This is a genomic window from Glycomyces sp. NPDC047010, assembly GCF_040644205.1.
Classification (GTDB): domain Bacteria; phylum Actinomycetota; class Actinomycetes; order Mycobacteriales; family Micromonosporaceae; genus Glycomyces.
On sequence record NZ_JBEYVY010000020.1, the window covers coordinates 1 to 25,215 of the forward strand.

At 71.0% G+C, this 25,215-nt stretch carries 20 protein-coding genes and 3 tRNA genes; 6 read left to right on the top strand and 17 right to left on the bottom strand.

What is annotated here, in order from left to right; genetic code table 11:
- Window positions 1-89 precede the first annotated feature (89 nt).
- From AB0A65_RS26165 to AB0A65_RS26205, 9 genes are all read right to left on the bottom strand, one after another.
- Window positions 90-1,610: an extracellular solute-binding protein gene (locus AB0A65_RS26165; protein ID WP_359955647.1), complete on the bottom strand. Its 1,521-nt coding sequence runs from the start codon at window positions 1,608-1,610 to the stop codon at window positions 90-92.
- 61 nt (window positions 1,611-1,671) lie between these two features.
- Window positions 1,672-2,313: a DUF624 domain-containing protein gene (locus tag AB0A65_RS26170; protein WP_359955650.1), complete on the bottom strand. Its 642-nt coding sequence runs from the start codon at window positions 2,311-2,313 to the stop codon at window positions 1,672-1,674.
- Window positions 2,314-2,620: 307 nt separating this feature from the next.
- Window positions 2,621-3,304 carry a glycosyl transferase gene (locus AB0A65_RS26175; protein ID WP_359955653.1) on the bottom strand — a complete coding sequence of 228 codons (684 nt, stop codon included), beginning with the start codon at window positions 3,302-3,304 and terminating at the stop codon, window positions 2,621-2,623.
- A complete protein-coding gene (locus tag AB0A65_RS26180; RefSeq protein WP_359955656.1) occupies window positions 3,301-4,224 on the bottom strand; it encodes a carbohydrate ABC transporter permease in 924 nt (307 codons plus the stop codon). The genes AB0A65_RS26175 and AB0A65_RS26180 overlap by 4 nt, the downstream gene beginning before the upstream one ends.
- Window positions 4,221-5,192, bottom strand: a complete 972-nt coding sequence (locus AB0A65_RS26185; RefSeq protein ID WP_359955659.1) for an ABC transporter permease subunit — start codon at window positions 5,190-5,192, stop codon at window positions 4,221-4,223. Before AB0A65_RS26185 ends, AB0A65_RS26180 begins: the two co-directional genes overlap by 4 nt.
- A gap of 49 nt (window positions 5,193-5,241) precedes the next feature.
- The gene (locus AB0A65_RS26190; protein WP_359955662.1) at window positions 5,242-6,921 is read right to left on the bottom strand and encodes an extracellular solute-binding protein; all 1,680 of its coding nucleotides are present in this window, start codon (window positions 6,919-6,921) and stop codon (window positions 5,242-5,244) included.
- Window positions 6,922-7,206: 285 nt separating this feature from the next.
- A tRNA-Cys gene (locus AB0A65_RS26195) sits at window positions 7,207-7,280 on the bottom strand.
- 49 nt (window positions 7,281-7,329) lie between these two features.
- Window positions 7,330-7,401 (bottom strand) — tRNA-Val (locus tag AB0A65_RS26200).
- A gap of 24 nt (window positions 7,402-7,425) precedes the next feature.
- A tRNA-Gly gene (locus AB0A65_RS26205) sits at window positions 7,426-7,498 on the bottom strand.
- Between the two features lie 132 nt (window positions 7,499-7,630).
- Between AB0A65_RS26205 and AB0A65_RS26210 the strand changes: the two genes are divergently transcribed.
- The 6 genes from AB0A65_RS26210 (at window position 7,631) to AB0A65_RS26235 (ending at window position 16,795) form a co-directional block, all read left to right on the top strand.
- The gene (locus AB0A65_RS26210) at window positions 7,631-9,970 is read left to right on the top strand and encodes a Tex family protein (RefSeq protein WP_359955665.1); all 2,340 of its coding nucleotides are present in this window, start codon (window positions 7,631-7,633) and stop codon (window positions 9,968-9,970) included.
- A gap of 49 nt (window positions 9,971-10,019) precedes the next feature.
- Entirely contained in the window at window positions 10,020-11,162 is a 1,143-nt protein-coding gene (locus AB0A65_RS26215; protein WP_359955668.1) for a sensor histidine kinase, read from the top strand.
- A complete protein-coding gene (locus AB0A65_RS26220) occupies window positions 11,159-11,830 on the top strand; it encodes a response regulator transcription factor (RefSeq protein ID WP_359955752.1) in 672 nt (223 codons plus the stop codon). The genes AB0A65_RS26215 and AB0A65_RS26220 overlap by 4 nt, the downstream gene beginning before the upstream one ends.
- A gap of 107 nt (window positions 11,831-11,937) precedes the next feature.
- Complete coding sequence (locus AB0A65_RS26225) at window positions 11,938-14,052, top strand: MMPL family transporter (protein ID WP_359955671.1); 2,115 nt, start codon at window positions 11,938-11,940, stop codon at window positions 14,050-14,052.
- Between the two features lie 128 nt (window positions 14,053-14,180).
- Window positions 14,181-14,714, top strand: a complete 534-nt coding sequence (locus AB0A65_RS26230; RefSeq protein ID WP_359955755.1) for an HdeD family acid-resistance protein — start codon at window positions 14,181-14,183, stop codon at window positions 14,712-14,714.
- Window positions 14,715-14,791: 77 nt separating this feature from the next.
- Complete coding sequence (locus AB0A65_RS26235; RefSeq protein WP_359955674.1) at window positions 14,792-16,795, top strand: acyltransferase family protein; 2,004 nt, start codon at window positions 14,792-14,794, stop codon at window positions 16,793-16,795.
- A gap of 57 nt (window positions 16,796-16,852) precedes the next feature.
- Here AB0A65_RS26235 and argH read toward each other — a convergent pair whose 3' ends face one another.
- From argH to argC, 8 genes are read right to left on the bottom strand one after another with little or no spacing between them, the layout of a single operon-like run.
- A complete protein-coding gene (gene argH, locus AB0A65_RS26240) occupies window positions 16,853-18,247 on the bottom strand; it encodes an argininosuccinate lyase (protein ID WP_359955677.1) in 1,395 nt (464 codons plus the stop codon).
- Complete coding sequence (locus tag AB0A65_RS26245) at window positions 18,247-19,458, bottom strand: argininosuccinate synthase (RefSeq protein ID WP_359955680.1); 1,212 nt, start codon at window positions 19,456-19,458, stop codon at window positions 18,247-18,249. The genes argH and AB0A65_RS26245 overlap by 1 nt, the downstream gene beginning before the upstream one ends.
- Window positions 19,455-20,012 (bottom strand): arginine repressor, encoded by a 558-nt coding sequence (locus AB0A65_RS26250; protein ID WP_359955682.1) that lies wholly within the window; start codon window positions 20,010-20,012, stop codon window positions 19,455-19,457. Before AB0A65_RS26250 ends, AB0A65_RS26245 begins: the two co-directional genes overlap by 4 nt.
- Window positions 20,009-20,935: an ornithine carbamoyltransferase gene (argF, locus tag AB0A65_RS26255; protein WP_359955685.1), complete on the bottom strand. Its 927-nt coding sequence runs from the start codon at window positions 20,933-20,935 to the stop codon at window positions 20,009-20,011. Before argF ends, AB0A65_RS26250 begins: the two co-directional genes overlap by 4 nt.
- Entirely contained in the window at window positions 20,932-22,134 is a 1,203-nt protein-coding gene (locus AB0A65_RS26260; RefSeq protein WP_359955688.1) for an acetylornithine transaminase, read from the bottom strand. The genes argF and AB0A65_RS26260 overlap by 4 nt, the downstream gene beginning before the upstream one ends.
- On the bottom strand, window positions 22,131-23,033 hold the full coding sequence (gene argB, locus AB0A65_RS26265) for an acetylglutamate kinase (RefSeq protein ID WP_359955691.1): 903 nt from the start codon (window positions 23,031-23,033) through the stop codon (window positions 22,131-22,133). The genes AB0A65_RS26260 and argB overlap by 4 nt, the downstream gene beginning before the upstream one ends.
- Window positions 23,030-24,184, bottom strand: coding sequence for a bifunctional glutamate N-acetyltransferase/amino-acid acetyltransferase ArgJ (gene argJ / locus AB0A65_RS26270; protein WP_359955694.1), 1,155 nt, complete (start codon window positions 24,182-24,184; stop codon window positions 23,030-23,032). The genes argB and argJ overlap by 4 nt, the downstream gene beginning before the upstream one ends.
- Complete coding sequence (argC, locus tag AB0A65_RS26275) at window positions 24,181-25,194, bottom strand: N-acetyl-gamma-glutamyl-phosphate reductase (protein WP_359955696.1); 1,014 nt, start codon at window positions 25,192-25,194, stop codon at window positions 24,181-24,183. The genes argJ and argC overlap by 4 nt, the downstream gene beginning before the upstream one ends.
- Window positions 25,195-25,215 lie beyond the last annotated feature (21 nt).

Here is a 25,215-nt window from a genome sequence, read left to right on the forward strand (position 1 = left end):
GTGTGGTTGTGCTTCGGCCTCCGTGTGGGGGGGGGGGGGGGGGGGGGGGGGGGGCCCCCCCCCGGGTCGGTCCGGCCCCGCACCGTCGGTCAGTCGAGGTCGGCGTACAGGTCGTTCATCTCCTGCACGACGTCGTCGCCGCCGCTGGAGTGCCACGTGTCGATCGCCGCCTGGAGTCCGGCGTCGTCGATCTGGCCCGCGATGTACTGGATGCGGGCGTCCGCGATGATGGTGTCGAGCTGGGCGCCGCTGGTGGTGTAGGTCGGCGACACGAGCCCGGCGGCCGGGTTGAACACCGCGTTCGCGAGGTCTTCGGCCTGGAGGTCGAGCCGCTGCTGGTAGAGCGCCTGGTCGTACTCGGTCTCCTGCTGGATCGGGTAGGCGTTGTAGCCGGCGACGTTCATGCCGAGCTGCGCCCAGGCCCCGGTGACCTGGTCGGTGAAGTCCTGCTTCGCGGTGTCGAACACGGCCTCGCCGTCCACGACGGAGAAGTTGTCCCCCTCGATGCCGTGGTTCATGAGGTTCTGGGCCTCGGTGCTGTTGAGCTCGTTGAGGGCCGTGAGGACCTGCTTGAGCTGGTCCTCGGTCTGCACGCCGGAGCGGGGGACGGCGAGGAAGCCGGAGTACCCGGAGGTGGGCAGCGCGTAGGTCCCGTTGGGTCCGTCGAGCTGGCCGACGAGCGCGACGTACTGGTCGTAGTTCTCGGGGTCCTGCTCCTTGAACAGGCCCGCGAGCTGGGTGGCGCGCGACTGGACGTCGATGATGATGCCGCCCTTGCCGTTCAGGAACGGCTCGTTCCAGGTGGCGGGGTCCATCGTGGCGTAGTCGGCGTTCACGTAGCCGTTCGCGACGAGGTCGCGCTCGTACTGGAGGGCCTGGAGCCACTCGTCGCTGGTGAAGGCGGGGACGAGCTCGCCGCCCTCCTCGCGCCACAGGTTGCCCGAGCCGTACCAGGTCTCGATGGCGTCGTAGGGGCTGCCGTTGCCGATGCCGCCCCAGGCGGGGTTGATGATCCCGTAGGTGTCGTCCTCGCCGTTGCCGTCGGGGTCGTCCTCGGTGAAGGCGCGGGCGATCTCGTAGAGGTCCTCGGTGGTCTCCGGCTGGGCGAGCCCGAGGTTGTCGAGCCAGTCCTGGCGGAGGATGACGCTGGTGCGCACCACGTCGCGGGCGCGGTAGACGCCGTAGACCTTCCCGTTGACGCTGGACGCCTCCTGCACCTGCGGGTTCTCGGTGACGAGGTTCGGGTAGTCGCCGGAGGCGAGGTAGTCGGTGAGGTCCCAGAACCCGCCGGCCTCGGCGGTCTGGACGAACGACTGGTCCTTGCCCTGGATGACCATGACGTCGGGGATGTCGTCGCCCGCGAGGACGGTGTTGGTCTTGCTGCCGTAGTCGGTGTTGGGCACCCACTGGACGCTGAGGTCGAGCCCGGCGAGGTCGCTGAGCGCCTTGTCGACCGGGTCGTCCTCCTCGGGCGGGACCGCGGAGAAGAACGGCGCCATGATCGTGAGCGACTCCAGCGGTTCAGCGTTGTCGCCGCCGTCCGAGCACGCGGTCAGCGCGAGGGTCGCGACCGCGAGCATCGCCACCGGTATGCGCTTTCTTTTCAACATGGGGGTTTCCTTTCTCAAGGGGATTTCCAGTTCGCGGTCCGGCGGCGGCGCCGGCGGACCGTCAGGCCGCGTCCGGCAGGTTCCGGTCGTTCGCGGCGAAGAAGGAGAGGCACAGCGCGGTGCACAGGTGGATCCACACGCCGACCGACAGCACCGGCAGGAGGCCGGGGACGAGCGCGGTGAGCGCGCCGACGAGCGCCGTCGTGGCGATGAGGAGGAGCGGGGCGCCGGGGAAGCGGAGCAGGAACTCCCAGGCCAGGCGCAGGCACCGGCCGCGACGCAGCTCGTAGTGGGCGTCCATCGCGAGGGCGAGGAGCAGGTGCGCGACGGCGACGGCGAGGGCGGCGACGAGCGCGGCCCGCAGCCAGGGGGTCCCGGCGGCGGCGAGGTTCCAGCCGAGGGCGGCGAGCACGAGCGCCGACGGGGCCGCGAGGAGGTTCGCGTGGACGAACCGGCGCCGCCACTGGGAGGCGAAGGCGCGCACGAGCTTCTGGGTGTCGCCGCGCAGGCGGGTGCGGCTGCACGCGGCCGCCGCGGCGAGCGCCGGGGCCCAGCCGAGGACGATCCCGCCCGCCAGGGTGGAGGCGATCACCAGGAGGTTCAGCGTGCCCACGTAGGCGATCGCGTCGAGCCGGCCGTACCAGCGCTCGGTCCGCGACCCGCCGGGCGCCGCCGGACCGCGAGGGGTGTCCAGTGTCGTCATGCGCGTGCTCCACATCTTCGTCGATGCGTCCGGGCGAGGGGCCCGGCGAGGGGTGCCGCGTCAGGGAGGCGCGGGTAGTACACACAGTTGAAAGGATTCAAACGTGATTGACACAATAGTTAACGATCAACTCCGCGTCAACAGTGCGCAGGTATCGCCCGCAAGGCCCCGAAACGGACCACTGTGGAGGGGTGTTCGGCGCGTCGGCCTTGAATCGGTTCAATCGCGCCGCGGACCGGGGCTCGGTGATGAACGGAGAGGCCCCGGAGCGGTTGGGGGGCATGGCCTCCCGACCGCTCCGGGGCGTTCAGGGCTTGGTGAACCGCGCGGTCACGTCGTCCATCGCGGGGCGGACGACGAGCCACAGGCCCGCGGCAAACGCCCACCCGGCGAGCAGGAGCACCGCCTCGGAGCCGGTGACGACGACCGCCGCGGCGACGACGAGGAGCGCGAGGACGCCGAGGGAGGTCTTCCAGGAGAGGAAGAACTCGGCGGCGGCCACGCGCAGCACGTCGCGGAAGCGGAACGAGAAGAACGACGTCACCGTGAGCAGGTGGCCCGACCAGACCGCGAGTGCGACGAGCAGGACCGCGGCGGCCGGGCGCAGGACCGCCCCGCCCGGCACGGTGCCCGCGAAGAGGACGTTCACGGCGAGGATGGCGGCCAGCGCGAGCACCGGCGCCCACCACGCGAGGGTGTCCTTCAGGTTGAGGCGCAGGCCGCGCAGGAGCGGCCGGGCCGGGCTCAGGTCCGGTTCGGCGGCCCAGGCGCGCTGGGCGTACAGGGCCGCCGAGAGGGCGGGCGCGACGGGCAGGAGCGCCGCGGTGAAGAGGACGGCGTTCCCGGGCTCGGGCGCGAGGAGCGTCCACAGGGCCACCGTGGGCAGGCCCGCTGCCGCGAGGAACGCGGCGAGGACGAGGTACCGGTAGACCGCGGCGGTGGCCCGGGAGAGCGTCCCGGGGCCGATCTCGTCGGCGTCGACTCGGCTCATCCCTTCACCGAGCCCAGCATCACGCCGGTGACGAAGAACCGCTGCACGAACGGGTAGATGCACAGGATCGGGATGACGGTGAGGATCATCGTGACCGCCTGGATATTGGAGGACACCAGCGCGGTCGTGGTCCCGGCCGCGGCGGCGCCTTCGGACGCGGAGGTGGAGGCGCCCGCGATGAGGTTGCGCAGGAACAGGGTCACGGGGAACAGCTCGCTCTTGTCGAGGTACAGGAACGCGGCGAACCAGTCGTTCCAGAACGCGACCGAGTAGAACAGGATCATCGTGGCGATGACGGCCTTCGACAGCGGCAGCACGATGCGCCCGAAGATCCCGTACCAGCCGAGGCCGTCGATCTGCGCGGCCTCTTCGAGCTCCTTGGGGAGGCTCTCGAAGAAGGACTTCATGACCAGGAGGTTGAAGACCGAGATCGCGCCGGGCAGGACGATGGCCCACATGGTGTTCTTCATCCCGAGCGAGGAGATGAGCACGTAGTTGGGGACGAGGCCGCCGTTGAAGAACATCGTGAACACGGCGATGCCGATGAGGGCCTTGCGGCCCTTCAGGTGCGGTTTGGAGAGCACGAACGCGTAGGTCGTGGTGAGGACCATGGCGATCGCGGTGCCGACGACGGTGTACAGCACGGTGTTGCCGTAGTTGCGCCAGAACGTCTCGTTCTGCATGACGGCGGCGTACGTGTCGGTGTTGAAGCCGACGGGCCAGAAGGACACCTGCCCGGCCTTGATGGCGCCGGGCGAGGAGAACGACTGGGCGAGCACGGTGATGAACGGGTACAGCATGACCGCGCAGAGGAGGACGAGGAACACCGCGTTGAACGCGCCGAAGACGCGGGTCCCGCGGGTCTCGCGGCCGCGGCTGGGGCCGCGGAGGACCCGCTCGGGGTCGATTCTGGTCGTCACCACAGGCTCGTCCCCACCATCCGCCGCGAGATCAGGTTCGCGGAGAGCACCATCACGAGGCCGATCAGGGCCTGGAACAGGCCGATCGCCGCCGCATAACTGAGATTGTTCGAGACCAGGCCGACCCGGTACAGGTACGTCGAGATGACGTCGGCGGTCTGGTAGGTCAGGGGGTTGTACAGGAGCAGGACCTTCTCGAAGCCGACGTTGAGGAACGTGCCGATGTTGAGGATCAGCAGCGTGATCATCGTCGGGCGGATGCCCGGGAGGGTCACGTGCCAGGTCTGGCGCCACCGGCCCGCGCCGTCGATCCGCGCGGCCTCGTACAGCGAGTCGTCCACGGAGGTGAGGGCCGCGAGGTAGAGGATCGTGCCCCAGCCGACGGTCTGCCACACCTCCGATCCGACGTAGACGGTGCGGAACCACTCGGGGCGCTGGAGGAACGGGATGCCCTCGCCGCCGAACGCCTCGATGATCTGGTTGACGGTGCCCTGGAGGGACAGGAGCTGCATGAGCATGCCGACGACGATGACCACCGACAGGAAGTGCGGCAGGTACGAGATCGACTGGACGATCTTCTTGAAGTGCCGCTTGCGGACCTCGTTGAGCAGCAGCGCCAGGACGATCGGCAGGGGGAAGCAGACCACGAGGGTGAGGCCGCCGAGGATCGCGGTGTTCGCGAAGACGTGCCAGAACGACGGGTCGTTGACGAACATCTCGATGTAGCGGAAGCCGACCCATTCGTCGCCGAAGATGCTCCCGCCGGGGCGGAACCTCCGGAACGCGATGACGTTGCCGACCATGGGGCCGTACTTGAAGATCGCGAAGAAGACGAGGGGCAGCAGGGCGAGGCTGTAGAGCTGCCAGTCGCGGCGGAACGCCTCGCGCCAGGTCTGGCGGCGCTTGCGGCGCCGCTGCGGCGGGGCGGCGGCCTTGAGGGGCGGCCGCTCGGTGTCGGTGAGGGTCATGCGTGCGCCTCCGGTCCGGGCCGGGGCCGGTGGGGCCCCGGCGGGCGGACTAGGAGTTCTCCTCCTCGAAACGGGTGCGGGCCCCGTTGACGAGGTCGACGTACTGCTGGAGGCCCTGGGCTTCGAGCTCGGCCACGTAGTCGTCCCATTCGGCGATGTCGCGGTCGCCCATGATGAAGCGGAGGGTGTTGGTGTCCACGGTGTCCTTCAGCGGGGTGGCGAGGAGCGACGCCTGCTCCAGCTCCATCTCGTCGAGGGGCGCGGGCGGGTTGGGGTCGCGCGGGGTGCGCGTGGAGAGCACGGAGTCGATGTACTCCACGAAGGTGGGCGTGTTGTAGGACTCCTTGAGGGCGCGGGCCTCGGTGGAGTCGGCGAACACGGAGTTCGACCAGCCGAGGTCGGCCTGGATGTCGGTCGCCGCGCCGGGGTTGATGTTGTAGGCGTCGAGGGAGAACTCGGGCTTGAGGGTGATCGTGCCGTCGGCGTCCTTCGTGTACGTCTCGTCCAGGACGCCCCAGCGGATGAGCTCGCGGGCGTCGGGGCTGTAGTAGAGCCAGTCGAGGAACTGGAGGGTGGCGAGGAAGTACTCGGACTCGGTGGCCTCGGTGTTGAGCATGAAGCCGTTCCAGAAGTTCCGCGGCTCCACGACCTGCCCGGCGGGGCCGCCGGGCGGGGCGATCTGGAGGACCTCGAAGTTGCCGTCGCCGACGGTGGCGCTCAGGGCCTGCGCGAACTCGATCGCGGTGCCGCTGGAGCCGGACGCGGCGAAGACCAGCTCGTTCGCGAACTTCTCGGGGACGCTGGCGCCCCCGCCGCCCGCGTCGGCCGCGGTGAGGGAGTCGGTGTCGACGAGGCCGTCGGCGACGAGGCCGCGGAAGAACTCGACCATCTGCTTGTAGCCCTCGGAGGCCGCCGTGTACTGGAGGCCGCCGTTGCCGTCGTCCATCATGCCGTCGCCGAAGCCCCATCCGGCCTGCGCGCCGAACGCGTGCGCGGCGTAGTTGAGCATCGACTGCGCCTCGAAGCCGTCGGCGAGCGGGTAGGAGTCGGGGTAGGCGGCCTTGATCTTGACGAGGGCCTCGCGCATCTCGTCCCAGGTCTCGGGGATGCCCCCGGCGACGGTCTCGAAGACGTCCTTGCGGACCACGAGCGTGAACACAGGGACGGAGACCTCCTGGAGGCCCGGCAGCATGTAGTACTTGCCGTCGGCCTGCTTGAGGTTGTCGATCATGTCGCCGAGGTCCCACTCCGCAACGTACTTCTGGAAGTTCGGCATGTGCTCGACGTAGTCGCTCATCGGGACGATCGCGCCCGAGGACACGAACGAGTCCTCCTCGCCGGTGTACACGAGCGGGATCACGGAGGGGGCGTCGCCGGCGCTGAGCAGGAGGCTGCGCTTCTCGACGGCATCGCTGAAGGGGATGGTCGTCAGCTCGAACTTGACGTTGGTGCGCTTCTCGATCTCGTCGAAGAACGTCCAGGTGTCCGTCACCGGCAGGTCGGGCCACTCGGTCCACAGCAGCGAGAGGGTGAACGGCTCGGTCGCGGTGAACTGCGTGTCGGCCTCGAAGCCGTCCATCGCGCCCTTGGACTGGGCGTCGAGGTCGACCTCGCCGTCGCCGTCGTCGCTGCACGCCGCGAGCGCCATCGCACCCGAGGCGGCCACCGAGAACCCGATGAGCCCGCGGCGGGTCGCCTTGAAGGGCGTTCGCCCGTACACGTCCGACATGTGTCTCCTCCTTGAGATCGGCCCGGTTCCGCCCGAATGCGCACGATCACACCACGACTTCGACCGAAACTTTCGGAACCTTTACCGGTAATTTCCAGAGCTTAATTCCGAAGCGCAGTGATGTCAATAAATCTCTCCCCGCGACCGCGGGGGCACGCCGAGTGACAGGCCGCGAAACGGCCCGGGAGCGGACGAAAGAGAGCGAAGGAGAAGCGCGAGAACACGAAAGGAGGAGGACATGGAAAAAGCCCGGGGCCACCGGGCTTCATTCCAGAACAGATGTGTTGGAGGTGGGTACGGGATTCGAACCCGTGTGCACGGCTTTGCAGGCCGTTACCTAACCGCTCGGACAACCCACCCTGATGTGAAAAAAGCCCAGGACTTGCGAACCTGGGCCTTTCACTTCGGTGGACGATACTGGGATTGAACCAGTGACCTCTCCCGTGTCAGGGGAGTGCTCTCCCGCTGAGCTAATCGTCCGGGATAGCGCTCTTTCGAGCTCCGAGCGGACGACCGGGATCGAACCGGCGACCTACACCTTGGCAAGGTGTCGCGCTACCAACTGCGCTACGTCCGCATGTCTTCCAGGGTTTTTGCATTCCCCGGCGACGGGATAGAACTTTACCCAACGGGTCGGGGACCGTCCACCGGGGGGTCGGGTCGTGCGACTCGGCCCGGTGTTGTCGCAGCGCTCTGGCAGAATCCTCCCGTGGCTCAAGCTATCGATCAACGCATCGCCGAAGAACTCTCGGTCGGCGCCCACCAAGTCCGCTCGGCCGTCGCGCTCCTCGACGACGGCTCCACCGTCCCGTTCATCGCCCGGTACCGCAAGGAGGCCACCGGGGGCCTCGATGACGAGCAGCTCCGCTCCCTCGAAGAGCGCCTCGGGTACCTGCGGGAACTGGAGGCCCGGCGCAAGGCGGTGCTCGAATCGATCGGTGAGCAGGGCAAACTCACCGAGGCGCTGGCGGCGCAGATCGACGCGGCCGACACGAAGGCGCGCCTCGAAGACCTCTACGCGCCCTTCAAGGTCAAGCGCCGCACCAAGGCCCAGATCGCCCGCGAGGCCGGCCTGGAGCCCCTCGCGGAACTCCTGCTGAGTGATCCCTCACAGGACCCGGAGACCGCCGCCGCGGCGTTCCTCAACCCCGAGAAGGAGGTCGCCGACGCGGCCGCCGCGCTCGCGGGCGCCCGCGCGATCCTCACCGAGCGGTTCTCCGAAGACGCCGACCTCATCGGCGACCTGCGCGAACGCATGTGGCGCAAGGGACGCGTGGTCGCGAAGGTCCGCGACGGGGCCGAGGAGAAGGGCGCGAAGTTCTCCGACTACTTCGACTTCGCCGAGACGTTCACCACGCTCCCCTCGCACCGCGTGCTCGCGCTGTTCCGCGGCGAGAAGGAGGAGGCGCTCTCGCTCGCGCTGGAGCCGGGCGAGGCCGAGACCGACGGCGTCGACTGCGAGGCCGTGATCGCCGCGAAGTTCGGGATCAGGGACGCCGGGCGGCCCGCCGACCCGTGGCTCGCCAAGACCGTCTCGTGGGCCTGGCGCACCCGCATCCTCGTCAAGCTCGGCGTGGACCTGCGGATGCGCCTGTGGCAGCAGGCCGAGGACGAGGCCGTCAAGGTCTTCGCCGCGAACCTCAAGGACCTCCTGCTCGCGGCCCCGGCCGGGCCGAAGGCCGTCCTGGGCCTGGACCCGGGCTACCGCACCGGCGTCAAGGTCGCCGTGGTCGACGCCACCGGGAAGGTCCTCGACGCCACCGCGATCTACCCGCACCAGCCGCAGAACCGCTGGGACGACTCCCTCGCCGTGCTCGGCGCGCTCGTCAAGAAGCACGACGTGCAGCTGATCGCCATCGGCAACGGCACCGCCTCCCGCGAGACCGACCGGCTCGCCACCGACCTCGTCAAGGCGTTCGCGGGCACCGCGGAGATCGCTAAGATCGTCGTCTCCGAGGCGGGCGCCTCGATCTACTCGGCGTCCGCGTACGCCACCAAGGAGCTCCCGGGCATGGACGTGTCGCTGCGCGGCGCCGTCTCCATCGCCCGCAGGCTCCAGGACCCGCTCGCCGAGCTCGTCAAGATCGAGCCCAAGCACATCGGCGTGGGCCAGTACCAGCACGACCTCACCGAGTCGAAGCTCACGCGCTCGCTCGAAGCGGTCGTGGAGGACGCCGTGAACGCCGTCGGCGTGGACCTGAACACCGCCTCCGTGCCGCTCCTGTCGCAGGTGTCGGGCCTGAGCGAGTCCGTGGCCGCGAACATCGTGGCGTACCGGGACGAGCACGGGCGCTTCGCCGACCGCAAGGGCCTGCTGAGCGTGCCCCGCCTGGGCCCCAAGGCGTTCGAGCAGGCCGCCGGGTTCCTGCGGGTGCCGGGCGGGGACAACCCGCTCGACGTGTCCGCCGTCCACCCCGAGGCGTACCCGGTGGTCGAGCGGATCATCGCGGCCACGGGCGCCTCGGTCGCCGGGATCGTCGGCGACGCGAAGACCCTCCGCAAGCTCAAGCCCGGGGACTTCGCCGACGACCGCTTCGGCGTGCCCACGGTGACCGACATCCTCGCGGAGCTGGAGAAGCCCGGCCGCGACCCGCGGCCCGAGTTCAAAGCCGCCGCGTTCAAGGAGGGCGTCGAGAAGGTCGCCGACCTCAAGCCCGGGATGCTCCTCGAAGGGGCCGTGACGAACGTCGCCGCGTTCGGCGCGTTCGTCGACATCGGCGTCCACCAGGACGGCCTGGTCCACATCTCGGCGCTCGCAAACCGCTTCGTGGAGGACCCGCGCGAGATCGTCAAGCCCGGCGACGTCGTCAAGGTCAAGGTCCTGTCCGTGGACCTCCAGCGCCAGCGCATCTCGCTGACGATGCGCCTGGAGGACGAGCCCGAGGCCGGCGGCGGCCAGGGCCAGCGCCGCCCGGGCGGCGGCGGGGAGCGGAACCAGAAGGGCGGCAAGGGCGGCGGGCGCCAGCAGCCGCGCCAGGGCGGGGGCCGCCAGGCCGCGCCCGAGAGCGCGATGGCCGAGGCGCTGCGCCGCGCGGGCCTGACGAAGTGAGCCGCGGGAGCGCCCGGCGGGGGCCGGGCGCTCCCCATAGGCTTGGCGTGTGAAACCACCCGCCACACTGTTCCGGCCCGGCGACCTCGTCGCGGGGGCGGTGAACGCGGTCGTCGTGCTCACCTGGTCGTTCGTGCAGTGGGAGCTGCGGATCACCGACACGCAGGGCCTCAACGAGGGCCTGGCGTGGGCGATGATGGGCGTCTCGGTCGTGGCGCTGTTCTTCCGGACCCCGTTCCCGCTCACGGTCACGCTCGTGACGTGGGCGGCGACGATGGTCTACTACCCGGCGTCGTCCACGGACGGGCCGATGCTCTCGGCGTTCGTGGTGTCGCTGTACACGCTCGCGGCCCTGGGGCACCTGGTCGCGGCGTCGGTGATCGCGGCGAGCACGTTCGTGATCGTCGTGGTCTCGGAAGTCCTCGCGGACTTCGCGCACATGACCGCGAGCGAGACGTTCATGCTCTCGGGCTGGATCATCGCGGTCCCCGCGATCGGCGCGGTCGTGGCGCACCACCGGCGGTACCGGGCCGAGACGCTCGTGGCGCTGGAGGAGACGCGGCGCCGGTCGGTGGCCGAGGAGCGGATCAGGATCGCACGGGACCTGCACGACGCCGTCGGGCACCACCTGTCGCTCATCAACGTGCAGGCCACGGCCGGGCTGCGGCGGCTGCGCAAGGACCCCGGGTACGCGACCGGGGAGGTCCTGGAGGTCGTGGCCGAGACCAGCCGCATGTCGCTGCGGGAGCTGCGCGCGATGGTCGGGGTGCTGCGCGAGGCCGGGCAGGACGCACCGACCGGGCCGGGCCCGAGCATCGAGCAGCTGCCCGCTCTGGCGGAGGCCGCGCGGGCGTCGGGCCTGGAGGTGGACCTGCGCGTCGACGGGAGCGCGGAGGTGCCGGTGGCCGTGGACGCCGCGGCGTACCGGGTGGTGCAGGAGTCGCTGACGAACGTGCTGCGGCACGCGCGGGCGTCGCGCGTCCAGGTGAACGTGGTCATCGGGACGTCGACGCTGGCGATCAGCGTCGCGGACGACGGCGTCGGGGATGCCAAGGGCGCGAACCGGGCCGGGAACGGACTGGCGGGGATGCGCGAGCGCGCGGAAGGGCTCGGCGGTACCTTCGACGCGGGGCCGCGCGAGGACGGCGGCTTCACCGTGGAGGCCGCGTGGCCGTTGGAGGTGCCGAAGTGATCCGGGTGATGCTCGTCGACGACCAGCGGCTGGTGCGGGCCGGGTTCGCGTCGATCCTCGGCGACGAGGAGGACGTGGAGATCGTCGCGGAGGCCGGCGACGGCGCGGAGGCCCTGGAGCTGGTGCGCAGCAAGCGGCCCGACGTGGTGCTCATGGACATCCGGATGCCGCGCATGGACGGCCTGGAGGCGACCGAGCGGATCGGGCGGGACGCGAAGCTCGACGGCGTCAAGGTCGTGATCCTGACGACGTTCGACGAGGACGACTACGTGTACCGGGCGCTGCGCGCGGGTGCGAGCGGGTTCCTCGTGAAGGACACCGATCCGGATGAGCTGGTCCACGCGATCCGGGTGGTCGCGGCCGGGGAGGCGCTCATCTCCCCGAAGGTGACGCGGCGGCTCATCGCCGAGTTCGCGGGGCGCGTGGCGCGGCCCGAGCCGAGCTCGAAGCTCGGCGCGCTGACCGAGCGGGAGACCGAGGTCCTCAAGCTGGTGGCGACGGGCATGAGCAACGATGAGATCGCCGGGGCCCTGTTCCTGTCGCCCGCGACGGCGAAGACGCACGTCAGCCGCATCATGTCGAAGCTGACGGCGCGGGACCGGGCGCAGCTGGTGGTGACCGCGTACGAGGCCGGGCTCGTCCGTCCCACGTGGACCGACGGGCAGTGATGCTACCGGGGTGGTACGGGCCCGCACGGGCCTGATCCCGCGGGGGTAGCGCGAATGCCGCTGCCGGGACGATGCGCCGCGGGCCTCGCGGCGGCGATAGTCGCGGCATGGAAAGAGATCCCTCCCCCGCCCGCTCGCGCATGGCCCGCCTGTCCGACTGGACGCAGCGCCGGCCGCTCGTCGCGCTGTTCGCCTGGGTCCTCGTGTTCGCCGCCTCGATCGGTGCCGCCATCGCCGTCGGCTCGGCGTTCGACGACGACTTCTCGATGCCCGGGACCGAGTCCCAGGAACTGTCCGACCTGCTCGCCGACCGCGCGCCCGACGCGGACCCGGTCACGGTGCAGGTCGTCTTCGCCGCCGATTCGGTCGCGGCGGAACAGGACCGCGTGAACGCACTCCTCGACGACCTGGCCGCGATGCCCGGCGTCGGGGCCGTCTCCGACCCGTACGCCGAGCCCGGCGCGATCAGTGAGGACGGCACGGTCGGGTACGCGACCGCCGCGTTCGACGGGACCACCGAGGAGGCCGCGGACCTGCTGCCGCTCGCCGAGGACGCGGCCGGGGACGGCCTCGGCGTCGCGCTCGGCGGCGACCCGGTCCGCGAGGCCGAGGAGGGCGGCGGCGGGGCCGCCGAGGGCATCGGCGTCCTTGCGGCGCTGGTGATCCTGGTGCTCATGTTCGGGTCGTTCCTGGCCGCGAGCCTGCCGCTCATCACCGCCGTGTTCGCCGTGGGGACCACGTTCTGCCTGGCGCAGTTGGTGTCCCACGTGACGACCCTGCCGACGTACCTGACGCCGATCCTGTTCCTCGTGGGCCTGGGCGTCGGCATCGACTACGCGCTCCTGATCTTCGCGCGGTTCCGCTCCGAGCTGCTCGGCGGCGCGGCCCGGCGCGACGCCGCCGCGACCGCCCTGGACACCGCGGGCCGGTCCGTCCTCTTCGCCGGGTCCGTCGTGATCGTGGCGCTCATCGGCCTGTACGCGCTCGGACTCGGTGCGCTCCAGTCGGTCTCGATCGCCGTCGCGCTCGTGGTGCTGGTGACCATGCTCGCGTCCGTGACGCTCCTGCCCGCGCTGCTCGCCATGTTCGGCAAGCGGATCGAGAAGCGCGTCAAGAAGCACGCGGCGAAGGCCAAGGGCGTGCCCGGGCGGCGCTGGAACGCGTGGTCGCGGCTCGTGGAGAAGCAGGCGTGGCTCGCGATCGTGCTCGTCACCGTCGGCCTCGTGGCGCTCTCCGCGCCGCTCACGGGCATCCGGCTCGGCTTCGCCGACGCGGGCACCGAATCGGAGGAGCTCCAGAGCCGCCAGGCGTACGACATGCTCGCCGACGGGTTCGGGAAGGGCTTCAACGGGCCGCTCCTGGTCGTCACGGACGGGACCGAGGCGGAAGCCGCGGCGGCCTACGACGCGGTCGGCGGACTGGACGCCGTCGAGTACGCGACCCCGGCGTTCCCGATCGGCGAGGACCTGTGGATGTCCACCGTGTTCGGCACCGGCGGGCCCAGCGACGAGGCCACCGTGGACCTCGTCCACGAGCTGCGCGACGACCTCGACGGCGTCGCGGGCGACCAGTACGTCGGCGGCGCCACCGCGGCCGCGATCGACTTCAGCGACATCATCGAGCAGCGCGCCCCGCTGTTCCTGATCCTCGTCGTCGGCCTCTCGATGCTCCTGCTCATGGTCGTGTTCCGGTCCGTGCTCATCCCGGTCAAGGCCGCGATCCTCAACCTGCTCACCATCGGCGCGAGCCTCGGCCTCGTCACCTGGATGTTCCAGGACGGGGCCCTCGGCGCCGAGCCGGGCCCGATCGAGGCGTTCGTGCCCGTCATGAGCTTTGCGATCATCTTCGGGCTCTCGATGGACTACGAGGTGTTCCTCATGTCCCGCATGCGGGAGGAGTGGGTCCGCGGCGGCGACGCCCGCGAGGCCGTCCGCAGGGGACTCGCGTCGACCGGCGGCGTCGTGACCGCGGCGGCCGCGATCATGATCGCCGTGTTCGGGGCGTTCGTGTTCAGCGAGTCGCGGATGCTCCAGCAGTTCGGCGTCGGCATGGCCGCCGCGATCTTCCTCGACGCGTTCGTGATCCGGGTGCTCCTGGTGCCCGCGATCATGAAGGTCCTCGGGCGCTCGGCCTGGTGGATGCCGAAGTGGCTCGACCGCGTCCTCCCCCACGTCACCGTCGAGCCCGAGCGCGAGACGGCGCCCGAGCCCGCCAAGGTCTAGCAACAGGGAACCCAGGGCCCCGGCGCAGTGCGCCGGGGCCCGTTTCGTGCCGTTTCCACGCGTTCCGACCCTGCGGGGGCTAGCGTGGCAGGTACACGCGTTATCGCAGGTGGAACGGGGTGGACGGCATGTTGGAACTGCTCGCCAAGAACTGGGCATGGGTCCTGGTGCGCGGCATCTTCACGATCGTGTTCGGCGCGCTCGCGGTCTTCTGGCCCGGCATCACGCTCCTCGCGCTCGTCATCCTGTTCGGCGCCTACGCCCTCGTCGACGGCATCACCGCGATCGTCATGGGCTTCCGGCGGCACACCGGCCGCGGCTTCCTCATCTTCATGGGCGTCCTCGGCGTCATCGCCGGCCTCATCGCGCTCGTGTGGCCGGGCATCTCCGCGCTCGCGCTGCTGTACGTGATCGCGTTCTGGGCCATCGTCACCGGCATCGGCTCGCTCGTCAACGGCTTCGGCCTCACCGGCGACACCGGCGGGCGCTGGCTGTTCATCCTCTCCGGCATCGCCGGGATCGTCCTGGGCATCCTCCTCCTCGCCAAGCCCGGCGAGGGCGCCATCGCGCTCGTCGTGACGATCGGGTTCTTCGCGATCATCTGGGGCCTGCTCACCGTCATCACCAGCGTGCGGCTGCGGCGCCTCTCCAAGGAGATCTGACCGGCGGACATGCCCTGTTCACGCGCAGTGCAGATCGGGACAACCCAGACGTAGGGGGACATCCGTAGGATGCTCACGTGTCCTCCCCCACCACGTACCGCCCCGAGATCCAAGGACTGCGAGCGGTCGCGGTCCTCCTCGTCGCCTCCTACCACGTCTGGTTCGGCCGGGTCTCCGGCGGCGTCGACGTCTTCCTGCTCCTGACCGGCTTCCTCATCACGGGCTCGCTCCTGCGGGCCGTCGAACGCGACGGGCGCGTCAAGCCCGTCGCGTTCCTCGCCCGCCTCGCCCGCCGCCTCTTCCCCGCCGCGGCCGTCGTCCTCCTCGCCGTGCTCCTCATGGGATGGCTGCTCCTGCCCGGGAACCGCCTGTACGCCATCGCCTCCCAGACCGTGGCCTCCGGCCTCTACTTCGAGAACTGGGCGCTCGCGGCCGACACCGTGGACTACCTCGCCCGCGACGACCCCCAGAGCCCCTTGCAGCACTTCTGGTCCCTGTCGATCCAGGGCCAGTTCTACCTGGTGTGGCTCGCGGTCATCGCGCTCGCGGCACTGGCCGCCAAGGCGCTCAAGGCGACCCCCGCGGCCACCGTGCTCGCGGCCTGCGCGGTCGTGTTCGCCGGGTCGCTCGCCTACTCGGTCGTGACGACCGCCGAACGGCAGCAGTGGGCGTACTTCGACACCGGCGCCCGGCTGTGGGAGTTCGCGCTCGGCGGGATGCTCGCGATCCTGCTGCCGCTGCTGCACTTCCCGGCCCGCGTGCGGGTCGTGCTCGGCTGGGCCGGGCTCGCCGCGCTCCTGACGTGCGGGGCGCTCCTGGAGGTGTCCACGATGTTCCCCGGCTGGATCGCCCTGTGGCCCACCGGGGCCGCGGTCCTCGTCATCGTCGCGGGCCGCACCGGGAGCCGCTGGGGCGCCGACCGGCTCCTCACATTGCAGGCAATGCGAACGGTCGGCGACCACTCGTACGCGCTGTACCTGTGGCACTGGCCGGTCCTCGTGGCGTACCTGTACATCGCCGGGCGGTCCACCGCGACGCTCCTCGGCGGGCTGCTGGTGCTCGCGCTGTCGTTCGGCCTCGCGTGGCTGACGAAGCGGTACGTCGAGGACCTCGCCGCGGGCGAGCCGCGGAGAAGGGGACGCCGGTGGTCGGTGGCCGTCGCCGCCGCGTTCCTCGTGCCCGTGGTCGCCACCGCCGGGGCCGCGCAGGCGCAGCTCGCCGAGCGGCAGGAGCGCATGGAGGCCGAGATCGCCGCGGCCCTGGAGGACGGCGACGCCTACCCGGGCGCCGCGGTCCTCGACGACCCCGCGCTCGCGGCCGCGCTGCCCGCGGACATGCCCGTGGTGCCGCCGCTGGAGACCGTCGAGCAGGACGTGCCCGAGCCGTACAAGGGCGAGGACGACTGCGACGGCGCGAGGCGCCTGTGCGTGTTCGGCGATCCCGAAGGGGCGCAGACGATCGCGCTCGTCGGGGCGTCGCGGGTGGCGCACTACTTCCCCGCGTTCGAGGCGGCGGCCGTGGAGCACGGCTGGCGGCTCCTGGTCCTGTCCAAGAGCAGCTGCCAGTTCACGTCCGAGCCGGGCGTGGAGGAGCCGGACCACGAGCCCGACCCCGAGTGCGCGGCGTACAACGAGTGGGCGCTGGGCCAGTTGGAGGAGGTGCGACCGGACCTGGTGGTGACGCTCGCGGACCGGGCCCACACCGACGACGAGCGGGCCTACCCGGGATTCGCCGACCAGTGGCGGGTCCTCGACGGCTGGGGCGTGCCGGTGCTGGCGCTGCGGGACCTGCCGCGGTTCGCCGACCCGGTCCCGGAGTGCGTGGCGCGCAACGGCGCCGACGCCTGCGTGTTCGACCCCGCGCCGAGCCACGACCGGGTGGACCCGACCGGGGACCTGGAGGACGTGCCCGCCAACGTCAGCTTCGCGGACCTCACCGAGTACGTGTGCCCCGGCGGCGAGTGCCCGGCGACGATCGGGAACATCCTGGTCTACCGCGACACCTCGCACCTGACGGACACGTACGCGGCGACGCTCGCACCGGTCGTGGAGCGCACGGTCCTGGAGGCCACCGGCTGGTAGCACCGGCGACACGACGGCGGCCCGCGCCGAAGCGCGGGCCGCCGACTCGTGACAGTGCTATTCGGACCAGGCGCGCCAGGCGGCGATCTGGTCGCGGACCTGCGCGAGCTGATCCGCGACGGCCTTCGGGCCGGTCGAGCCGGGCGTGGTGCGGCCCGCGAGCGCGCCGTCCACGTCGAGCACGGCCTTCACCGACGGGTCGAGGAGCGGCGAGATCTGCGCGAAGTCCGCGTCGGCGATCTCGTGCAGCCCGATCCCGCGGGCCTCGCAGTGCGCGACGCAGGCGCCCGCGATCTCGTGCGCGGAGCGGAACGGGATGCCCTTGCGCACCAGCCAGTCCGCGATCTCCGTGGCGAGGCTGAAGCCCGTCGGCGCCGAGGCGCGCGGGACCTCCACGTTGAACACCATGGTCGCGACCATGCCGGTGACCGCGGGCAGCAGGAGCGCCAGGTTGTCCAGGGAGTCGAAGACCGGCTCCTTGTCCTCCTGGAGGTCCTTGTTGTACGTGAACGGCAGGCCCTTGAGCGTCACCAGCAGCGCGGTCAGGTTGCCGACGAGGCGCCCCGACTTGCCGCGGGCCAGCTCGGCCACGTCCGGGTTCTTCTTCTGCGGCATGATCGACGAGCCCGTGGAGAACGCGTCGTCCAGGGTCACCCAGCCGAACTCCTGGCTCGACCAGAGGATGACCTCCTCCCCCAGGCGGGAGAGGTGGATGCCGATCATCGAGCAGATGAAGAGCAGCTCGGCCGCGAAGTCGCGGTCGGAGACGCCGTCCATGGAGTTCGCGACGGGCGCGTCGAAGCCGAGCTCCTCGGCCACGGCGACCGGGTCGAGCGGCAGCGACGAGCCCGAGAGCGCCCCGGCCCCCAGCGGGGACAGCGCGGCGCGCTTGTCCCAGTCGCGCAGGCGGTCCAGGTCCCGCAGGAGGCCCTGGGCGTGCGCGAGGAGCTGGTGCCCGAGGGTCACCGGCTGCGCGTGCTGGAGGTGCGTCATGCCCGGCGCGGGCGCGTCCACGAGGCCCGCGGCCTGCCCGGCCAGCGCGTCCACGAGCGCGGTCACGTCCGCGGCCAGGCCCCGGGCGTGGTCGCGGCAGTAGAGGCGCAGGTCGGTGGCGATCTGGTCGTTGCGGCTGCGTCCGGCGCGGAGCTTGCCGCCGAGGTCGCCGAGGCGCTCCACGAGGCCGCGTTCGAGCGCGGTGTGGACGTCCTCGTCGGCGACGGTCCCGGTGAAGGTCCCGTTCGCGACGTCCTCGCCGAGCGCGTCCAGGGCGGACAGCATCTGCGACAGCTCGTCGGCGGTGAGGAGCCCTGCGCGGTTGAGCACGCGCGCATGGGCTTTGGACGCCTTGAGGTCGTACGGTGCGAGCCGCCAGTCGAAGCCGATCGAGGCGTTGAGCGCTTCGAGGGCCGCGGCGGGGCCGCCGGTGAAGCGGCCTCCCCACAGTTTCGCCATTACTCGGCCTCGGCCTTGATCCGCTCGTTCCGGGCGGCGGCGAGCTTGGCCGGGAGGCTCCACAGCTCGACGAAGCCGCGCGCGTTGGACTGGTCGAACGCGTCGCCCTCGTCGTAGGTGGCGAGGTCGAAGTCGTAGAGGCTGGTCTCGGAGCGGCGGCCGGTGACGGTGGCCTTGCCGGCGTGGAGGGTCAGCCGGACCTCGCCGGTGACGTAGGTCTGGACGTCGTTCACGAAGGTCTCCAGGCTCTGCTTGAGCGGGGAGAACCAGAGGCCGTCGTAGACGAGTTCGCCCCAGCGCTGGTCGACGGTGCGCTTGAACCGGGCCTGCTCGCGTTCGATGGTGACGTTTTCGAGCTCCATGTGGGCGGCGATCAGGGTGATGCCGGCCGGGGACTCGTAGACCTCGCGGGACTTGATGCCGACGAGCCGGTCCTCGACCATGTCGATGCGGCCGATGCCCTGGGCGCCGGCGCGCTCGTTGAGCTCCTTGATGAGCTCGAACGCGGACTTCTCGACGCCGTCGAGGGCGACGGGCTTGCCGGAGACGAAGGTGATGACGACCTCGTCGGGCTCGCGCTCCTCGGCGGGGTTCTGCGTGTAGTCGTAGATGTCCTCGATGGGGCCGTTCCAGATGTCCTCAAGGAAGCCGGTCTCGACGGCGCGGCCCCACAGGTTCTGGTCGATCGAGTACGGGGACTTCTTGGTGACGTCGATCGGGAGGTTCTTCGACTCGGCGAACGCGATGGCCTTGTCGCGGGTCCAGGCGAAGTCGCGGGCGGGCGCGACGACCTTGAGGTGCGGGGCGAGGGCGGCGAGGCCGGCCTCGAAGCGGACCTGGTCGTTGCCCTTGCCGGTGCAGCCGTGGGAGACGATCGTGGCGCCGTGCTTCTCGGCGGCGGCCACGAGGTGCTTCACGATGAGCGGGCGGGAGAGCGCGGAGACGAGCGGGTAGCGGTCCATGTAGAGGGCGTTGGCGGCCACGGCGGGGAAGCAGTAGTCGGCGGCGAACTCTTCGCGGGCGTCCACGATCTCGGCGGCGACGGCGCCGCAGCCGAGGGCCCGCTGCTTGATGACCTCCATGTCCTCGCCGTTCTGGCCGACGTCGATGGCCACGGCGATCACTTCGGCGTCGAGCTGCTCGGCCAGGTACGGGATCGCGACGGACGTGTCGAGGCCGCCGGAGTAGGCGAGCACTACCTTCTCGGTCATTTCTGGTTCTCCTTGCTTCCTTTAAAGTGCATGGCGTCGATGGTGTTGGCGTGGTACGGGTCCGGGCCCTGGCCGGCCCAGTTGAGCATCTGGTCGGCGACGTGCTTGCCGGTGACGCCGTCGCGGGCGATGACGGCGATCGTGTCGTCTCCGGCGATGGTGCCGATCACGTCGGCGAGGCCGGAGCGGTCGATCGCCGAGGCGAGGTACTGGGCGGCGCCGGGCGGGACCCGCAGGACGGCCATGTTCGACGAGTGGTCGGCGCCGACGAGCAGTTCGCGCAGGAGGCGCTGGAGCCGGTCGGGGGCCGCCTCGGCGTCGCGGAGGGGCCGTTCGCCTTCCGCGAAGATCGAGTAGACGGCGGAGCCGCCGTCGGTGCCGCGGACCTTGACGGCGCCGAGCTCTTCGAGGTCGCGCGAGAGCGTGGCCTGGGTGGCCTCGATCCCGTCGGCGGCGAGGAGCGCGGCGAGCTCGGTCTGGGAGCGGACGGCGCCGTTCGAGATGTGCTCGACGATGCGGGCCTGGCGTGCGGCTTTCGTGGTCGGCTGGTTCATGACGCGGATTCCTTGAGAATCCAGGCGAGGAGGGCCTTCTGGGCGTGGAGCCGGTTCTCGGCCTGGTCGAAGACGCGCGAGTGGGGGCCGTCGATGACCTCGTCGGTGATCTCCTGGCCGCGGTGGGCGGGGAGGCAGTGGAGGACGATCGCGTCGTCGGCGGCGTGCGCGAGGAGTTCCGCGTTGAGCTGGTAGCGGCCGAGGTCGGCGAAGCGGCGGGCGCTGTCGTCCATGCCCATGGAGATCCACGCGTCGGTGGAGACGACGTCGGCGCCGGATACGGCTTCGACCGGGTCGGCGGTCACGGTGACCGAGCCGCCGGTGGTGGCGTTGATCTGGGCGGCGCGCTCCAGGACCTCGTCGGCGGGCTGGTAGCCCTCGGGGGCGCCGATGCGGACGTGCATGCCCGCCAGGGAGGAGGCGATCACCGTGGAGTTGCCCATGTTGAACGCGGCGTCGCCGACGTAGGCGACGCTCGTGCCCTTGAGGGGCTTGTGCTCGGCGATGGTCTGGAGGTCGGCGAGGAGCTGGCAGGGGTGCCAGCCGTCGGTGAGGGCGTTGACGACCGGGACGGCGGCGTGCTCGGCGAGCTCGGCGATCCGGTCGTCGCCGAAGGTGCGGATGACGATCGCGCTGACGTACCGGGAGAGGACCCGGGCGGTGTCGGCGATGGACTCGCCGCGGCCGAGCTGGGTGGACTGGGCGTCGAGGACGACGGAGTGGCCGCCGAGCTCGGCGATGCCGACGTCGAAGGACAGCCGGGTCCGGGTCGAGGGCTTCTCGAAGACGACCGCGACGGACTTGGGGCCCTTGAGGGCCGGGTAGGCGTAGCGGTCGGCCTTGAGCTTCGCGGCCAGGTCGAGGACCTCCGCCTGCTGGGCGGCGGTCAGGTCGTCGTCTTTGAGGAAGTGCTTCAGGGTCACGGTCGTCCTCCGGGTGCAGGGGTGACGGCGTCGAGGGCCGCGGTGAGCTTGTCGCAGAACGCGTCGAGCTCGGTCCGGGAGATGGTCAGCGGGGGCGCGATCCGGACCGTGTCGGGCCGGGGCGCGTTGGCGAGGACGCCGAGGCCGATGAGGTGCTTCACGACGTCGGCGGCGACGGGTTCGGTGAGGCCGATGCCGCGCCACAGGGCCTGGCCGCGGACCTCGGTGACCCGGGGGTCGGCGAGGAGCCGCGCTTCGAGGTGCGCGCCGAGGGCGAGCACGTTGTCGAAGAGGTGGTCGCGCTCGATCGTGTCGATGACGGCGAGGGACGCCGCGCACGCGATCGGGTTGCCGCCGAACGTGGAGCCGTGCGTACCGGGGGTGAGGAGCGCGGCCGTGGCCTCGGTGGCGAGGACCGCGCCGATGGGGACGCCCCCGCCGAGGCCCTTCGCGAGGGTCACGGCGTCGGGGACGATGCCTTCGGCGTGGTGGGCGAACCAGGCGCCGGTGCGCCCGAACCCGGACTGGATCTCGTCGAGGATCAGCAGGGCGTTGCTCGCGGCCGTGAGCTCCCGTGCGGCCTTGAGGTATCCGGCGGGCGCGGGGACCACGCCGGTCTCGCCCTGGGTTGGTTCGAGGAACACGGCGGCGACGGTGTCGTCCATCGCGGCCTTGAGCGCGTCGGCGTCGCCGTAGGGCACGAAGACGACCTCGCGGGCGAAGGGCCCGAAGGGCTCGCGGATCGCGGCCTTCCCGGTGATCGAGAGCGCGCCGAGGCTGCGGCCGTGGAAGCCGTGCTCGGTGGCGACGATCTTGGCCTTGCCGTTGGCGTTGCCGTGGAGGATCGCGAGCTTGAGCGCGGCCTCGTTGGCCTCGGTCCCGGAGTTGCACAGGAACACCCGGCCGGGGTTGCCCCACAGTTCGAGGAGCTTCTCGGCGAGCTCGACCTCCTTCTCGTGCAGGAAGAGGTTCGAGGTGTGCGCGAGCCGCGCGGCCTGGCCGCCGATCGCCTCCACGAGCGCGGGGTGGTTGTGCCCCAGGCTGGAGACGGCGATGCCGCCGATCATGTCGAGGTAGGCGTTGCCGTCCACGTCGGTGACCGTGGTGCCCGAGCCCTCGCGGATCGCGACGGGCGGGAGGCCGTAGTTGCCCATGAGCGCCTTGGCGTACCGGGCCTTGATCTGCTCGGAGTAGGTCACTGCTCCTCCATCACCATCGTGCCGACGCCGTCGGACGTGAAGATCTCCAGCAGGGTCGAGTGCGGGACCCGCCCGTCGATGACGTGCGCCTGGGGCACGCCGCCCTTGACGGCGCGCAGGCACGCCTCCATCTTCGGGACCATGCCCGCCTGGAGCGACGGGAGGATCTCGGCGAGCCGGTCGGTGGAGATCTGCCGCAGCAGCGAGTCCTTGTCCGGCCAGTTCTCGTAGAGCCCCTCGACGTCGGTGAGGACGATGAGCTTCTGCGCGCCGAGCGCCTCGGCCAGCGCGGCCGCGGCGGTGTCGGCGTTCAGGTTGTAGAGGACGCCGTCGTGGTCGAGGGCCACGGTGGAGACCACGGGGATGCGCCCGGCGGCGATGAGGTCGTCGATCGCGGCGGTGTTGACCGAGGCGACGTCGCCGACCCGGCCGACGTCGACGCGCTCGCCCTCGACCTGGGCCCAGCGGCGCTTCGCGGTGAACAGCTGCGCGTCCTCGCCGGACATGCCGACGGCGAACGGGCCGTGGTTGTTGATGAGGCCCACCAGTTCCCGGCCGACCTGGCCGACCAGGACCATCCGGACCACGTCGGCGGCCTCGGGGGTGGTGACGCGCAGGCCGCCCTTGAACTCGGAGGCGATGTCGAGCTTGTCGAGCATCGCGGAGATCTGGGGCCCGCCGCCGTGGACGACCACGGGCTTGATGCCGACGTAGTGCAGGAACACCATGTCCGCGGCGAACGCGGCCTGGAGTTCGGGGTTGATCATGGCGTTGCCGCCGTACTTGACGACGGCGATGGAGCCGGTGAACCGCTGGAGCCACGGGAGCGCCTCGATGAGCGTCTCCGCTTTGCCGAGGGCCGCCTGGAGGTGCGGGGCGAGTTCGCTGATGTCCGTCATGTGCTGTACGCCGAGTTCTCGTGGACGTAGTCGTGGGACAGGTCGTTCGTCCAGATCGTGGCGGACGCGGCGCCCTCGTGGAGCTCGATGTCGATCGCCACGTCGCGGCCCTTGAGGTCCACGAGGTCGCGGGGCTCCCCGGCGGCGCCGGCCTTGCAGATCCACACGCCGTTGACGGCCACGTCGACCGCGTCGGCGTCGAACGGCGCCTTGGAGGTGCCGACCGCGGCGAGGATGCGGCCCCAGTTCGGGTCCGAGCCGAACAGGGCGGTCTTGACGAGGCTGTCGCGGGCGACGATCCGGGCCACCTCGACCGCGTCGTCCTCGGTCACCGCGCCGGACACGGTGATCGCGACGTCCTTGGTGGAGCCCTCGGCGTCCGAGAGCAGCTGGTGCGCGAGGTCCTTGCACAGCTCGGTGAGCGCCGAGATGAACTCGTCTGCGGCGGCCTCGACGCCGGAGGCGCCCGAGGCGAGCAGGAGCACGGTGTCGTTGGTGGACATCGACCCGTCGGAGTCGAGCCGGTCGAACGAGTACCGGCAGGCGGTGCCGAGCGCGGCGTCCGCGAGCGGCGCGTCCACGACGGCGTCGGTGGTGAGCACCACGAGCATCGTCGCCAGGCCCGGCGCGAGCATCCCCGCGCCCTTGGCGATCCCGCCGACGCTCCAGCCCGCGGGGCTGGCGACGACGGCGTTCTTCGCGACGGTGTCGGTGGTCATGATCGCCGTGGCGGCCTCGGGGCCGCCGTCGGCGGCGAGGGCCTTCGCGGCGGCCTCGACGCCCGGCAGGAGCTTGTCCATGGGGAGCCGCTCGCCGATGAGCCCGGTCGAGCAGACCGCGACTTCGACCGCACCGCAGCCGAGGACCTCGGCGGTCTTCTCGGCGGTGGCGTGCGTGTCCTGGAAGCCCTCGGGGCCGGTGCAGGCGTTCGCGCCGCCGGAGTTGAGGACCACGGCCTTGAGCGCACCGGTGGTGAGCACCTGCTGCGACCACTTGACCGGGGCGGCCTTGACGCGGTTGCCGGTGAACCTGCCCGCGGCGACCTGGAGCGGGCCCTCGTTGACGACGAGCGCCATGTCGGGCTTGCCGGACGCCTTGAGCCCGGCCGTTACGCCGGATGCCTTGAAGCCCTTGGGAGTCGTGATGGTCACGGCGCCACTCCGTTCACGGTGAGCCCCGCGGCCTCGTCGAGGCCGAGCATGAGGTTCGCGCACTGCACGACCTGCGCGGCCGCGCCCTTGCCGAGGTTGTCGATCGCGGCGGTCACGATGATCCGCCCGGAGTCCTTGTCGGTGCCGCCCTGGAGCAGGACCGCGTTGGTGCCGTAGACGGCCGCGGTGGAGGGCCACTGGCCTTCCCGCAGGACCCGCACGAAGTGCTCGCCCGCGTACGCCTTGGTCAGGGCGTCCCGCACGTCCGCCGCCGACACGTCGGCGAGGGGCTTGGCGGTCACCGTGGAGAGGATGCCGCGGGCCATCGGGGCGAGCAGCGGCGTCATCGACAGCGACGCGGCGCCGCTGGCCTGCTTGATCTCGGGGACGTGCTGGTGCGCGCCGACTTTGTAGGGGCTGACCGCACCCATGACCTCGGACGCGAGGAGGGCCTTCTTCGGGGCGTTCCCGGCCCCGGAGGTCCCGGAGGCGGCCACGACCACGACGTCCTCGGCCGAGGCGATCCCGGCGTCCAGGAGCGGCCGCAGCGCCAGGATGGTCGCGACGGCATAGCAGCCGGTCGCGGCGACCCGGTCGGCGGCGGCGATCTTCTCGCGCTGGCCGGGGAGCTCGGGGAGGCCGTAGGTCCAGGTCCCGGCGTGCGGGCCGGGGTAGTAGGACTCCCAGGCCGCGGCGTCTTCGAGCCGGTGGTCGGCGCCGAGGTCCACGATCTTCTGCGCGGAGGGCAGCTGCGCGGCGAGCGCGGCGGACTGGCCGTGCGGGAGGGTCATGATCACGAGGTCGGCGTCGGCGAAGGCTTCCGGAGCGGTCGGGGTGAAACGTCGGTCGCCGTACGCGGACAGGTGGGGGTGGACCGCGGTGATGTACTCACCGGCATTGCTGTGCGCGCCCGCGGCGACGACGTCGAGCTGCGGGTGGTCGGCCAGCAGCCGGAGCACCTCGCCTCCCGCGTAGCCGCTGGCTCCCGCCACGGCGACCTTGAACGTCACTGGAAACCTCCGTCTTGAATG